18 protein-coding genes, 1 tRNA gene and 2 pseudogenes are annotated in these 11,700 nt (G+C 48.3%); 8 read left to right on the top strand and 13 right to left on the bottom strand.

The genetic code is table 11. The features are described 5' to 3' along the window. From JCM11216_RS10195 to JCM11216_RS18915, 7 genes and pseudogenes are all read right to left on the bottom strand, one after another. Positions 1 to 473, bottom strand: a 473-nt coding sequence (locus JCM11216_RS10195) for a hypothetical protein (RefSeq protein WP_243676003.1), incomplete at its 3' end; no start/stop codon positions are given. A gap of 317 nt (positions 474 to 790) precedes the next feature. Then, positions 791 to 867: transfer RNA gene (locus JCM11216_RS10190), tRNA-Arg, on the bottom strand. A gap of 53 nt (positions 868 to 920) precedes the next feature. Next, positions 921 to 1,687: pseudogene (locus tag JCM11216_RS10185) on the bottom strand (prenyltransferase). 398 nt (positions 1,688 to 2,085) lie between these two features. After that, on the bottom strand, positions 2,086 to 2,535 hold the full coding sequence (locus JCM11216_RS10180; RefSeq protein WP_243676002.1) for a hypothetical protein: 450 nt from the start codon (positions 2,533 to 2,535) through the stop codon (positions 2,086 to 2,088). Continuing rightward, positions 2,522 to 2,749, bottom strand: coding sequence for a hypothetical protein (locus JCM11216_RS10175; RefSeq protein WP_054854135.1), 228 nt, complete (start codon positions 2,747 to 2,749; stop codon positions 2,522 to 2,524). The genes JCM11216_RS10180 and JCM11216_RS10175 overlap by 14 nt, the downstream gene beginning before the upstream one ends. Positions 2,750 to 2,781: 32 nt before the next feature. Continuing rightward, complete coding sequence (locus JCM11216_RS10170) at positions 2,782 to 3,036, bottom strand: zinc-binding dehydrogenase (RefSeq protein WP_054854134.1); 255 nt, start codon at positions 3,034 to 3,036, stop codon at positions 2,782 to 2,784. Between the two features lie 91 nt (positions 3,037 to 3,127). Next, complete coding sequence (locus JCM11216_RS18915; RefSeq protein ID WP_243676009.1) at positions 3,128 to 3,214, bottom strand: hypothetical protein; 87 nt, start codon at positions 3,212 to 3,214, stop codon at positions 3,128 to 3,130. A gap of 546 nt (positions 3,215 to 3,760) precedes the next feature. Here JCM11216_RS18915 and JCM11216_RS10160 point away from each other — a divergent pair. Together JCM11216_RS10160 and JCM11216_RS10155 are read left to right on the top strand one after the other, a co-directional pair. Beyond that, positions 3,761 to 4,117 carry a hypothetical protein gene (locus JCM11216_RS10160; protein ID WP_054854132.1) on the top strand — a complete coding sequence of 119 codons (357 nt, stop codon included), beginning with the start codon at positions 3,761 to 3,763 and terminating at the stop codon, positions 4,115 to 4,117. Positions 4,118 to 4,316: 199 nt separating this feature from the next. Further along, complete coding sequence (locus JCM11216_RS10155; protein ID WP_054854131.1) at positions 4,317 to 4,910, top strand: hypothetical protein; 594 nt, start codon at positions 4,317 to 4,319, stop codon at positions 4,908 to 4,910. Between the two features lie 27 nt (positions 4,911 to 4,937). On the opposite strand, the gene tsaD is transcribed toward JCM11216_RS10155, so the two are convergent. After that, positions 4,938 to 6,017 (bottom strand): KEOPS complex N(6)-L-threonylcarbamoyladenine synthase Kae1, encoded by a 1,080-nt coding sequence (gene tsaD, locus JCM11216_RS10150; RefSeq protein WP_054854130.1) that lies wholly within the window; start codon positions 6,015 to 6,017, stop codon positions 4,938 to 4,940. Between the two features lie 52 nt (positions 6,018 to 6,069). After that, positions 6,070 to 6,387, bottom strand: a complete 318-nt coding sequence (locus tag JCM11216_RS10145; protein ID WP_243676001.1) for a hypothetical protein — start codon at positions 6,385 to 6,387, stop codon at positions 6,070 to 6,072. 105 nt (positions 6,388 to 6,492) lie between these two features. Here JCM11216_RS10145 and JCM11216_RS18910 point away from each other — a divergent pair, with 105 nt between their 5' ends. The 3 genes from JCM11216_RS18910 (at position 6,493) to JCM11216_RS10135 (ending at position 7,723) form a co-directional block, all read left to right on the top strand. Further along, a complete protein-coding gene (locus JCM11216_RS18910; protein ID WP_243676000.1) occupies positions 6,493 to 6,657 on the top strand; it encodes a hypothetical protein in 165 nt (54 codons plus the stop codon). 90 nt (positions 6,658 to 6,747) lie between these two features. Continuing rightward, the gene (locus tag JCM11216_RS18905) at positions 6,748 to 7,059 is read left to right on the top strand and encodes an isochorismatase family cysteine hydrolase (protein ID WP_243675999.1); all 312 of its coding nucleotides are present in this window, start codon (positions 6,748 to 6,750) and stop codon (positions 7,057 to 7,059) included. Positions 7,060 to 7,156: 97 nt separating this feature from the next. After that, on the top strand, positions 7,157 to 7,723 hold the full coding sequence (locus JCM11216_RS10135) for a tetratricopeptide repeat protein (RefSeq protein WP_054854129.1): 567 nt from the start codon (positions 7,157 to 7,159) through the stop codon (positions 7,721 to 7,723). Between the two features lie 174 nt (positions 7,724 to 7,897). On the opposite strand, the pseudogene JCM11216_RS10130 reads toward JCM11216_RS10135, so the two are convergent. The 4 genes and pseudogenes from JCM11216_RS10130 to JCM11216_RS18895 form a co-directional block, all read right to left on the bottom strand. Further along, positions 7,898 to 9,081: pseudogene (locus JCM11216_RS10130) on the bottom strand (aminotransferase class III-fold pyridoxal phosphate-dependent enzyme). Between the two features lie 93 nt (positions 9,082 to 9,174). Then, positions 9,175 to 9,507 (bottom strand): hypothetical protein, encoded by a 333-nt coding sequence (locus tag JCM11216_RS10125; RefSeq protein WP_243675998.1) that lies wholly within the window; start codon positions 9,505 to 9,507, stop codon positions 9,175 to 9,177. A gap of 118 nt (positions 9,508 to 9,625) precedes the next feature. Further along, on the bottom strand, positions 9,626 to 9,814 hold the full coding sequence (locus tag JCM11216_RS18900) for a hypothetical protein (RefSeq protein ID WP_243675997.1): 189 nt from the start codon (positions 9,812 to 9,814) through the stop codon (positions 9,626 to 9,628). A gap of 69 nt (positions 9,815 to 9,883) precedes the next feature. Further along, positions 9,884 to 10,411 (bottom strand): hypothetical protein, encoded by a 528-nt coding sequence (locus tag JCM11216_RS18895; RefSeq protein WP_243675996.1) that lies wholly within the window; start codon positions 10,409 to 10,411, stop codon positions 9,884 to 9,886. Positions 10,412 to 10,531: 120 nt separating this feature from the next. Here JCM11216_RS18895 and JCM11216_RS18890 point away from each other — a divergent pair, with 120 nt between their 5' ends. Genes JCM11216_RS18890 through JCM11216_RS10110 form a run of 3 tightly spaced genes read left to right on the top strand, consistent with a single transcriptional unit; the run spans position 10,532 to position 11,676 of the window. After that, positions 10,532 to 10,975: an SDR family NAD(P)-dependent oxidoreductase gene (locus tag JCM11216_RS18890; RefSeq protein ID WP_243675995.1), complete on the top strand. Its 444-nt coding sequence runs from the start codon at positions 10,532 to 10,534 to the stop codon at positions 10,973 to 10,975. Further along, positions 10,972 to 11,175 (top strand): SDR family oxidoreductase, encoded by a 204-nt coding sequence (locus tag JCM11216_RS18885; protein ID WP_243666012.1) that lies wholly within the window; start codon positions 10,972 to 10,974, stop codon positions 11,173 to 11,175. Before JCM11216_RS18890 ends, JCM11216_RS18885 begins: the two co-directional genes overlap by 4 nt. 48 nt (positions 11,176 to 11,223) lie before the next feature. Next, positions 11,224 to 11,676: an SLC13 family permease gene (locus JCM11216_RS10110; protein WP_054854128.1), complete on the top strand. Its 453-nt coding sequence runs from the start codon at positions 11,224 to 11,226 to the stop codon at positions 11,674 to 11,676. Positions 11,677 to 11,700 lie beyond the last annotated feature (24 nt).

Below are 11,700 nucleotides of genomic sequence, written 5' to 3'. Positions count from 1 at the left end.
AGCCTTATTGTTGCTCCTTGACTTAATGGTCTTGAAGGAGTTGTAGAGTATTGCGAATAGGCCTGGGTCTTTAGGCTGGAGTACATTCTTAATGAAGGACTTGAGGCTAGCCGATATGTGCCTAGCCACGTTAGGCCCATCCTCACTAAGCACCTCAGCCAAGTAATCCCTAATGCCTCCGGGCTAAGAACCCAATCCAAATCACTCAAGGCCCTCTGAATGTAGTGAAGCCTGTCACGCAATGTCCTATCCCTAACACCCCCCCTAAGCCTCATAGCCTTGACATAAGTCTCGATATCCTCATTCGTGACATGCCAAGTCCTGCCAAGGCTCTGAACGTATTCACCCAGGTAACGGGAACATAAAGCCAAGACCTGCTCCCTAAACATTGGATAAGCCTTAGCAGTTACGAAGACCCTAATCACGTCAGCCAATGTAGCCCTCCTCTCGGGGACCCAACCCCCCCTAAGCAACTGCGTAAGTTCCTCAGGGGGTTACGTACCTAAGGGCTGCGCAGAGCAATGCATCACTGACCTTAATCTTACCATGCCTAACCATGTACATGTACTCAGGCGTGAAACCCAGATCCTTAGGCTTCACACCCCTTCACCTGAGTAACATACTGGATAATCCTCAACCTATCCTCACCACCAATCAAGTCTAAATCCAACAAATCACAATCAACCACAATACAACCCAGTACTGAAAGGGATATTAAAACTTAATATAAAGGAGCACCAACGGCGATATAAATGGCAGAATAGAAACAAGCGAGGAATTGAACGCTATTTGGCGGGCCCGGTGGGATTTGAACCCACGACCTACGGCTCCGGAGGCCGCCGCTCTACCTGGCTGAGCTACGGGCCCAGGTTATTAATTATTTAAGGGCATATATTAAGTTTTTATTGTTGGTTCGCTGCTCACGTTGGTATCATTAGGGCTGCGCCGTATATTAGGCAGTATATTGTGTATAGGAGGCCTGTCCTTGCGTCTATGTCATGCGCGTTATCCCTGAAGGCCCTTGCTAGTCTTGGTACTAGGGCTGCCGTGGGTAACGTGGCCAGCGCGGTGTATGGCAGTATGCCCGTGATTACCAATGCCGTGTTGATTATGTAGGCCGTAATCAATGAGCCTATGTATATTTGGTAGCCGTACTTAGCCGTTAACATGGCTAAAGTCCTAATTCCGGCCTTGGCGTCGTACTCCCTATCCCTGTAGTTGTTTGTGTATATTATCGAGAACATTATGAAGAATGGCGGTAATGATATTAAGAGCACGCTTGGTATTAATGAACCACCAGATGCAGCCGTAAAGAAGCCGCTAACCAGCAATGGGCCCCCCCAGGTTAATGCAACCGATAACTCGCCAAGCCCCCCCTATACTTAAGCGTGAATGGTGGTCCCGTGTAGGCGTATAGCAGGAACACGCCAAGTAACCCAAGCGCCAGTATTAGGTAGCCCTCCATTACCGTTAGATATATGCCAATCGTAGCCCCCCCCGCAATTATTAGTGAGAACCCCCCCAGGTTCTTAACGAATGATGGGCTTACCGTACCCATGACCAGTGGTTGGCGTCTATAAACCGCCGTGGGTGAGTTGGGGGGGCTGTCAACACCGTGTATAAAGTCGTAGTAGTCATTAAGCACGTTAACACTGGCATGAAGGAGTAAGGCGCCCGCCACAGCCATTACTGAATATATAATCCTTAAGCCGTAGTAAAGCCCAAGGTAATAGGCATAACCAATGCCGACTAGGGAAACCGCTAAAGTCATTAATAGACTCCACGCCCTAATGAGACCGAGGATGTCACCCTTATTCATTAATATTCAATTTAATTCTTAATAATTTAAAAACATTATTTTCTATATTAAGTAAAATAACCATGACGTGAACCCACGTATTGCTACGAAACCAGTGGGAGGAACACCATCATTAACTCTAGCCACATTACGTGGGCTATTATTGAGGCCGTAAGGCCTGCCTTATCCGCGAGCACACCATCAATAAGCCCAATGGCAAAGGCCCCCGGCAATTAGGGCTGGATTCAACGTGGATATGTGGACGAGCGTGTAGTAAATCATCGACGCTATCCAGGCTCATTACTAAAAATGCCGCCTAATCCCCCCCTCGCCAATTCCTGAAGACCACCCCCCCTCCAGTAAACCTCCTCCATGAACCCAATGATTACCAGGGCAATGGATATAACATACGCATTAGCCATGCCCCCCCTAACCATTTCATAAACGAGGACAACATAACCCGCAAGCCCCCCCATGTATTTAAGCAACGCGTAACCACCAACAAAGATCACGTAGAGAATCCCGGACATGAGGAGACCAAGTACAATCACTACTGCGGTGTTAACCCTAAACCACCGAAGCCTACCCCTAAACCAAGCCAGCGATAATAAACCGAGCAGTAACGTTGATAGTGCCATGCCATAGACAAAGTACCTACTAAACACGTCAAAGGACAGCGGCCACAGTACCAGGGGTAGGATTACGTAAGCCACTGCCTTAGCCCTAGTCCCACTCATGAAGCATCACCACCTTACCAACCACACCCCTACTCTCCATCAACTCATGAAGAGCTGGAGCATCCTTAATACTAGCCACCTTACTTATGAATGGCTTAACGCCCCCCCTACTAACCATGAAGTTAATGACCTCCTTAAGGTATGACTTAGACGCATTATGAATGCCTATCAACCGTGTATGCCTAAGGTAAAACCTCCTAATGTCGATCTGCACCGTGGATGACCTCCCAAGGACTCCAAACGTGACTACCGTGCCTCCCGCCTAACGGCATCCAACGCCATTGGCAAAGTGTCGCCAATACTGTCTATGGCAGCATCAACACCACCATCAGTATTCTCATTAATAACCCTCATCAACTCCTCCTTATCATAACCAATGACTACGTCGGTTCCCAAAGACTTCAAAAGACTGGGTCTCGTGGTGACGGCAATCACCCTGGCACCCAATGCCTTAGCTAATATGGTTAATGCAGTGCCAATGCCGCCAGACCTGCCGAGCACCAGACCCAATCTCCCGGTCCAACATTGGCGACCTTAAGGGCCTTCCAGGAAACGCCGTAGGCCAGCGGTAATACGGCCAACTCATTAATGCTCAACTCCCTAGGTGCCTTAACAAGGCCCTAGCGGGAACTCTAACCAACTCGCCGTACCCACCCCCCCAAACGTGAAAGCCGGGCATGGTCCACGAGGGGCAGTGATCCTCCATACCAGCCCTACAAAACCTGCAGGATCCACAACCCCCCACACATTACTGACTAGGACTAGGTCACCAACCCCCCCGTAATCACTGAGGTCCGTGCCAGGTCCGGCGGACTCTATGTAGCCAATTATGTCTGCACCAGGCACATGGGGGGGCAACCTAACCGGTATTCCTGGGTAGCCCCCCCTACGCACTATTGTGCCAATCCTATTCAACGAGGTCGCCAAGACCCTAACAACAATCTCACCAGGGCCCGGCCAGGGTCTGGTAACTCCATGGCCTTAAGCACGCTGGGGGGGTCCCCCATGTCTGTCAAAGCCCATTGTCCTCATATTTAGTTGGGGGGGGTCGTGATGACCAGGGATTTAAATATTGGGCGTCTTATCATTGGGTTTACCGAGGTTTCTTTATTCAATTTCGTCATTTCTATCTCTTCTCAATAATTATACAAAATAAAGTCAACAAAAATTATCATAAATTCTCAACAAAATTTTTATACTTCATATGTAGAAAGAGAATGCAATAATGATTAACAAGGCAGACCTGTTACTCACAGCGACGCTGGCGAACCTACTCGACTTAACAACGAGTTACCTGGACTTCTCATTGCTTGGGCTCCAGGAGCTCAACTACTACGCAACCGCCCTACACATAAACAATTACCTGGCAGCGGCAATGGCCTTCACAGCCTACGAGGCACTCATGGCGATAATATACCTAGCAACGTTCAGGTACCCAAGGTTTAGGTGGTTTATGACCGTGTTCATTGTCATGAAGTTCATAGCCGTGGCCGGCAACATAGCCGCATCAATGGGCATATACAACATCAACAACACAATCATAGGCATGAACCAATCACTAACTAATGCCCTTAAATACTAGCTAAGGGAACAAAATATTGAGAAGCAGAAACTAGCCACGCAATGAACGATAGAAAGAAGGAGTAAACACACAGCAACTAAACACATAACCTAGGCAATCCATGTTTCTACTGCAATAGAAAGAGATTTCCCCCAAATAGAAAGTACCAAAAACCACGCCTGTGAGTATTTATTAAGTAGTTGAAAGACCAACAAAGCGTATGGCAACAAAAATGAATAGAAAGGGTATATCCAACGTAGTGGCCACAATAATACTCATAGCCGTGGCAATAGCACTGGCAGTTGCAGTCGCCGTGTGGGTCTTCGGCCTAGCAGGCTCAGCAAGCAAAACAGCAACACTACAAGTACAGGCGCTGGGCCTATCTGGCATCAACACCACTGGAGTACCTACTTTAGTATTCATTGTGAGTAATCCCTCAAGCACCGGCATTGCCATTAATGGTCTCACGCTGGGAAGCCTAACATGCGTATTTAATACACCGGTACAGATAGCAGCTGGAACGCAGGGAGGAAACCTAACAATAGTACTAGGGATAACTCAGGGTTCTAGTGGTACGTATTACTTCATGACAGGAACAGGACCATTATCACCATCATCAGGATCATCATCAACATCAACATCATCATCAGGAACATCATCAATACAATTACTTGTAGCGTATTACAATGGAAAGCAGGTATCAGCTCTCTCCTGTAGTGGTAATCAAACAGCAATCGTTGGCACTCAGTACAGCGGCTACATAACCACGGTCAGCGGACAGACATACCCATTCACAGTAACGGCAACCTCATAATGAGTTTAATGCCTTAAATAGGTCTCGTTAAAAATTCGATTCCTTTATTTTCTCCTCATTTATTCTCTCGCTACTGGTGTTCTGTGGTTGTTTGTTGAACCAGGGTTCGTTTCCGAACCAGGGTGTTTCTACCTCGTCTAGTCTCCATCTTTGTTTTGTCACTGCTTCGGTTGGGTCTATGGTGATTCCGCCTTTGTAGGCCAGCAGCCCCGTTAGTGCTATCATTCCTCCATTATCCCCCCCTGCGTACTCTGGTGGTACTATGCCTAGTTTGGCGTTGAATTCATTGGCTATCCACTCCATTACGGACCTAAGCCTCCTACTCCTTGCCACGCCGCCGGCCAGTAGTAGTTCCTTCTTGCCCGTTAGTGCGAGCCCCCCCCTCTCGACTACTTCGCCCAGCATTGAGTACGCGGTCTCAACTAGGCTTAGGCACACGTCGGGTAGCGCAACGCCCTTCCTAACGAGCCTTAGGGCCTCCTCGACTAACCCAGAGAAGGATACGTCCTGCCCCCCCTTCACAGTGTACGGCAGTGGTATGTACCTGCTGCCCTTCTCCGCGCACTCCTCTAGGTGCGGCACGCCGGGGTTTGGTAGCCCGATGCTTCTGGCGAAGTAGTCTAGGGCATTGCCTATGGCCATGTCTATCGTCTCGCCGAAGACCCCCCCGTAGGTCCTCCCTGAGTGGGCTATGACCATAGTGTGTCCTCCAGACACGAGTAGGACAAGCGGGTCCCTAAACCTTACGGACCACCTGGCGACCTCGACATGCGCGATGCCGTGGTGCACAGGAACCAGTGGTTTGCCGAACTTAATGGCTATTGCCCTCGCCAGGGTGGCGCCGACCCTAAGGGCTGGGCCTAGTCCTGGGCCCATGGAGAAGGCCACGGCATCGACGTCCCTAATGCCAATGCCGAGTCTCCTTAGGGCTTCGCTGAGTAGTCTTGGCCCCACCGCCACGTGGTGGTCAGCAGCAACTCTCGGGTGTATTCCCACGCCCTGCGGTGGTGTGTATGTGTCATTAATATTTACGAGTATCCCGTCCTCGCTGGCTATCCCAACACCGAAGGTGTGGGCCGTGGATTCAATACCCAGTATGAGTGTCATTAATACACACCCTCCATTATTGATTCAATTACGTCGTCCAGTTCATTATCGGTTAATCCCCCCCGTACCTGTTCACTACGTAATTGATGGTTGAATTAACGGTGTTTTCAAGCCAGCCGCATCCTGGGTCGTAATCATTGCTTAGGGGGATTATGAAGTTGCCTATGAGTTTTACAACCCCGTCTCTTGTTAATTTTTCTATGGTGTTTATGAACTCCGTGCTCGTTAAGACTAGGTCAATGTAGTCCCAGTTGAATGCTTCGTACTCACCTAGTTTATCGATTAGAAAGACTATCTTAGCCAATCTATCAAGGTTTACCTTGCCAAGTCTCCTTAATGCATTAACAACGATGCACTCAATCAAGCTCATGCGCCTAGTGTCCCATTAGTGTTGGGGACTTAGGTAAATTAAACTTACTATGTATGATGCCTTGAGAGCAATGTTTAAATCCTGTTGATTGATGCGTAGTGCCGTATGGTTAGCCCTGACGTACTTAAGGAAGTTCTAAAACCAGGTAATTCCGTACTGGTGGTTTGGGATGTGCACAGGGCATTATTCAACGGCATATTTAATAGGGATGAGTTCCAGAGGGCCTTGGACACGGCAATTAATGCGGCTAGGCGGGTTAATGTGCAATAATCTTCACGAAGATAACGCCTTTCCCAAGGGGCTTTGAGCCTGTTACGGCTAAGATAATGCAGTGGAGGGGGTGGCTTCAGGCCTGAGGAGATGGAGTTGATAGTTCAGCCGCAGCCCAATGACGTGGTCATTAACAAGAATACTTGGTCCCTCTTTGTCGGGACAAACGTGGAATTACTACTCAGGAATTCGGGGAGGTATACGGTTGTTTTCACGGGTATTGCCACGGACATAGGTGTGGAGACCAGTGCTAGGCATGCCTACGCCCTGGGTTTCATACCCGTAATAATCTCAGACGCTGTTTCATCATATGACAGGGAGGCTCATGAGAGGTCGTTGGCCAACATGAGGAGGTTCTTCCCGGTAATTACGGCTGATGAATTGGCCAGGTACTGGTCGTGAATTTCATATTTCACCGGTTTCAAATTGGTTTCTCAATTTCTTTATTTGGCTAATTACCATGGCAAAGATTTATAAGTTCCGGAATTGAATAATAAACGTGGAACAGAAAGAAACCTACGGTACAGCTCAGAGTAATGGGCAGGGACTTAATGAGGCGAGGAGGCATTACTCACGTGGTATCGCCCTTCTAAAGCTGGGCCGCTTTGAGGAGGCTCTGCCCGAGATTGAGAGGGCGCTGGAGTTGGACCCAGGTAATGAGAGATATAGGCTGGCCAAGCTAGCCGTACTAATTGGGCTTGAGAGGTTTGAGGAGGCCGAAAATGAACTAAAGGCTTTATACCTGGGTAGGCAACCAACCCCCCCATTAATGGTTGGTTCAAAGCCAATGAATGGCATTGGGTTTAATGGGAATACTAACAATGTTAAACCCATGATTAATAATACCATTAATAACATTATTAATAAATCAAGGGTCTTGTTAACGAGGGCGCTACGCATTACCCGTGTTTTATTAATTAAGGCAGGTATTATGATAGGAAAATCGCTTGATTGGGCCATGGCCAAGGCACAGTTATACCTGGGTGCTACCAGGGCTCGACTTGCCAAGGCTATTAATTGCGTGAATAGTAATGCCTCTGGTTCATGCAATGGCAGTAATAACTAGGCTTTACTGCGGTATGGCCTATTGATAATACTAAGTTGGGTATCATTTACGTATCACCTCACTTAATAAATTCTTAAATTCCTCCATCAATGCCCTTGCGTGGTCTCCAGTGTGTATCATTGAAGGCAATAGGTGAGCCGTGTGCTCAGTCATGTATAGAATGCCCCCTAGTCCTCATGTATAGGTGCAGTAGCTGTATAGGCCATCATCAATCCTATCAATGTACGCCATCCTGGCATTTATCGGCCTATTCCTCGTGAAGTGAATGCCGAGCATGCTACCGACGCCCGTCACCCAGCAGATCCTGCCGTACTCTTCACAAGCCTTATCCATTTCCCCCCCACGCACCCAATTCCAGAGGTTGTTGAATCCCTCATAGAGCGACTTGTGCCGACTCAAGTAGTCTATCAGTGCGTAGCCTGCGGTGAGTGTTATCCTATTGCCCGTGAATGTACCTCCGTGGAAGCTCCTAGCCCTAGCGCTTGGTTTCTTGACCTGGTTAAGCAGTTCCATTATTTCTGACCTCGAGGCAATGGCGCCGGCCCCCCCTGGATAACCACCACCGACTATCTTCCCCCCCAGCGTCACTATGTCGGCCCTGACATTAAAGAGCTCCTGACCACCACCGAGCGCTAGCCTGAAGCCTGTGATAACCTCGTCAAATATTAGTAGGGCCCCATACTTATCCACGAGTTCCCTAACACCCTTTAAATAGCCGGGCTGGGGGGGCTCTATGCAACCGCCTGAGCCGAGCACGGGCTCCATGATCACCGCAGCCACGTCAAAGCTCCTCAAGGCCTTCTCAAGTGCGTCTAGGTCATTGAATGGGACCACGAGCGTGTACTTAATGTGCTCGGGAGGAAGCCCGAGACTCTCGGGGGGCCCTCAAACGGTGGGTTAACACCAACATGTAAGCCGTCATAGCCACCGTGCCAGCCACCCTCCATCTTAACCACGTACCTACGCCCCGTGTACGCCCTTGCGAGTCTAACGGCGTACATGTTGGCCTCAGTGCCACTGTTCGAGAACCTAACCATCTCGACATTGGGTATAACCTTAGTCAATAACTCCGCGTACTCAACCTCCAGGGTGTTTGGGTATCCCAAATGTGTGCCTCCGTAGGCGGTCTCGTTAACGGCCTTGACCACGAAGTCCGGTGAGTGACCGAGTATGTGGGTGCCATGGCCCATCCAGTAATCCACGTACTCATTACCATCAATATCCCAAACCTTGACGCCGCTGGCTCTCGTTACGTATGTTGGATACGGCGTGAAGTACCTTATTTGGTATGTGGTTCCTCCAGGAAGTACCTTCCTGGCTCTTTCGAATAACTCCCTGGACCTTCCCGTCCTCTCCATGTAAATCTTAGTGTACCTATCAATCAACTCCTGAACCCTGCCAGAAAGAATGCTCATTAGCTTGGGCATTTATTGCTTGGTTATTAAGTGTTGTTATGGGTACTTCGTTAAGAAGCCGTGAACGGTAATTAAGTGAAGTAGTGTATCAATGAGTCTCGTGGATTTATAACCGCATTTCACACATATGAAGTATCTCCTCCTATGGAATGAATTCCTTGAGTACGGCTCAACCCTAACAACGAGCCACTGCCCATACTCCTTAGTCCTGACTATATGCTCATTAAAGCCACTGAAATGCTGGATAAAACCTAGCCTAACCTGGTCGGTGTGAGGCGTAACATACAGCTTAAACTCCTTGCCGGTGAACGGGCATTTAACAACACCGCTGAGGAAGATCCTTCTATCGCTCTTGGCCGCATAAACCACTAGGTCTACGTACTTACCTTAATCTCGGTGCTCCTCCTAAGGCCCAGGATCTCCGCTTGCTCGCTCGTCACGATTATGTACATTAAAATGGGGCTTTAAGCATTACTTTACGGGGGAATCACTGAATCGCCCCCCCATACCTCCTCATCACGCTTAGTATTTCATTAGCATACTTAACAACGTGATCCCTAACCCTAGGCATTAGGCTAATGAATGGATTACCCAGCCTATCAACATCCCTTGCCTGGGACAGTATTATTAGGGATGATGGGGGATCTAATGTCGACCTTAACAACCACGTCTTCACCAACCCTAACCCTGACGATCCCCGTTACCTTACCCTCGGTATAGGTTATGACCTCAATAATACCACCCTCTATGGCTCTGCCACTAGGTTAAGTGTTACGTTATTACCACTGTGTGTTACGTAAATCCTATCACCACCCGAAAGGCTGATGCTCACCTTACCAAGCCTCACGGAGTCGAGAACCCTCCTCCAACCATCACCAACGAGTCTGAGGTACTCATCATGGTTATTGAGCCTCTTCATTAGGTATTGAATTGGGTCCCCGGCCTCGACGCTCTTCACATTAATGTTTAAGTTGACCTCACGCCCAATATTAATGATGAGTTCGTCAAGTCTATCGAGAAGCTCGCTAAAGTAATCCCTATTATTACTAATTATTTGCCTAGCTTCATCGCTATTGATCTCCAGTAACCTCTCCTCATAACTGCCATCCGGCCCAATGCCTATTATGAATACGTACTTATCACTTATTGAGACCTTAGCGTTACTTAATAGTCTACCTCCAACATTAACCGAGTTAAGCGGTGTTAGGAACTCCATTTTATTATTAATGGCTGATTTAATCCTTATAAGCACTCGGGCAATGCTTATGCTCATATGGGCGAATTCAGTAATAAGGTAGTCGTGGTCACGGGTGGTACCCGAGGTATAGGTAGGGCTATTGCCGAGGCATTCCTAAGGAGGGCGCTAGGGTTGCCGTAACCTACGCCAGGAGTGATGATAAGGCCAGGGAACTCGAGAGAATGGGGGATATTGGCGATTAAGTGTGATGTGGCTAATAGGAATGAGGTTAGGAGGGCTGCGGAAATCGTTAGTAATAAGCTTGGTGACGTTAATATACTCATTAATAACGCTGGCGTTATGTATCTAATGCCGTTTGAGTCGTATAATGAGGAGTTGTTTGATAGGATGATGAGCATCAACGTCAAGGGCATCATATACATGGCCCTTGAATTCCTGCCGCAGTTAAAGAGGACGAGGGGGGGTGTTATAATAAACATAGCATCGAACGCGGGCATAGGCACGGCCTTCGAGGGTACGACGTACTACGCAATAACGAAGGCTGCCGTGATAATACTCACGAAGCGCATGGCATTTGAGCTTGGGAGGTACGGTATTAGGGTCAACGCGGTTGCGCCGGGTGGGTTGAGACGGACATGACCACGGCCAATAGGACGCCGGAGGAGGTTGAGAAGACGAAGGCCCTGGTTAGGTCTAGGACGATGCTGAGTACTACTGGCGTGCCTGAGGACATAGCCAATGTGGTGCTCTTCCTAGCCAGTGATAGGGCTAGGTACATCACTGGACAGACAATAGTGGCTGATGGTGGTAGAATTGACTACCTAACCCATGGAATTTAATGAACTAACTCCTTAAATAATTCCCTGCCCTACTTACTCCTCAAACTTATGATTGGTCTCTCATTCATGGAATACTATGTACTGACCGTACTCACATTAGCAATAATACTATTATTAATACGTATCGTTAGGTATGACGTAGTCGGTCTCATAGTCATGGTCTTACTAATCGTTGGCGGTCTCATAAGTCCCGAGAAGGCCCTGGCATTCATCGGCTCCACCACGGTTGTGGTGCTCGGTAGTGTCATGGTGATTAGTAAGGTTCTTGAGGAGTCGGGTTTTCTCGACAAAATGGCTGAGGAGTTGGATAGGGTGTTTAGGAATGAGTACGTGCTCCTGCTCATTATTATGTTGATAGTCTCGTTATTATCGGGTTTCATGAGCGATGTGGCGTTAGTTTCAATTTTCATACCATTCATGTACGCAGTATCGAGAAGCCACAGCAAGAAATTATCTAAGTACCTACTCCCCCCTCTCCTATGCGGCCATTCTCGGTGGTAGGTACACAATATTTGGTACCAGTAC

The sequence above is a fragment of the Vulcanisaeta distributa JCM 11216 genome, assembly GCF_001315985.1.
Classification (GTDB): domain Archaea; phylum Thermoproteota; class Thermoprotei; order Thermoproteales; family Thermocladiaceae; genus Vulcanisaeta; species Vulcanisaeta distributa_E.
Note: the sequence above shows the minus strand (reverse complement) of the source record. Positions and strands in the feature narration are given on the sequence as shown.

Bases quoted from the DNA above. Each gene is read 5' to 3' on its own strand.
- JCM11216_RS10180 (WP_243676002.1), bottom strand. From the start codon at position 2,535: ATGAGTGGGACTAGGGCTAAGGCAGTGGCTTACGTAATCCTACCCCTG.
- JCM11216_RS18915 (WP_243676009.1), bottom strand. From the start codon at position 3,214: ATGCCCGGCTTTCACGTTTGGGGGGGTGGGTACGGCGAGTTGGTTAGA.
- JCM11216_RS10160 (WP_054854132.1), top strand. From the start codon at position 3,761: ATGATTAACAAGGCAGACCTGTTACTCACAGCGACGCTGGCGAACCTA.
- JCM11216_RS10155 (WP_054854131.1), top strand. From the start codon at position 4,317: ATGGCAACAAAAATGAATAGAAAGGGTATATCCAACGTAGTGGCCACA.
- tsaD (WP_054854130.1), bottom strand. From the start codon at position 6,017: ATGACACTCATACTGGGTATTGAATCCACGGCCCACACCTTCGGTGTT.
- JCM11216_RS10145 (WP_243676001.1), bottom strand. From the start codon at position 6,387: ATGAGCTTGATTGAGTGCATCGTTGTTAATGCATTAAGGAGACTTGGC.
- JCM11216_RS18910 (WP_243676000.1), top strand. From the start codon at position 6,493: ATGGTTAGCCCTGACGTACTTAAGGAAGTTCTAAAACCAGGTAATTCC.
- JCM11216_RS18905 (WP_243675999.1), top strand. From the start codon at position 6,748: ATGGAGTTGATAGTTCAGCCGCAGCCCAATGACGTGGTCATTAACAAG.
- JCM11216_RS18895 (WP_243675996.1), bottom strand. From the start codon at position 10,411: ATGAGCATAAGCATTGCCCGAGTGCTTATAAGGATTAAATCAGCCATT.
- JCM11216_RS18890 (WP_243675995.1), top strand. From the start codon at position 10,532: ATGATAAGGCCAGGGAACTCGAGAGAATGGGGGATATTGGCGATTAAG.
- JCM11216_RS18885 (WP_243666012.1), top strand. From the start codon at position 10,972: ATGACCACGGCCAATAGGACGCCGGAGGAGGTTGAGAAGACGAAGGCC.
- JCM11216_RS10110 (WP_054854128.1), top strand. From the start codon at position 11,224: ATGATTGGTCTCTCATTCATGGAATACTATGTACTGACCGTACTCACA.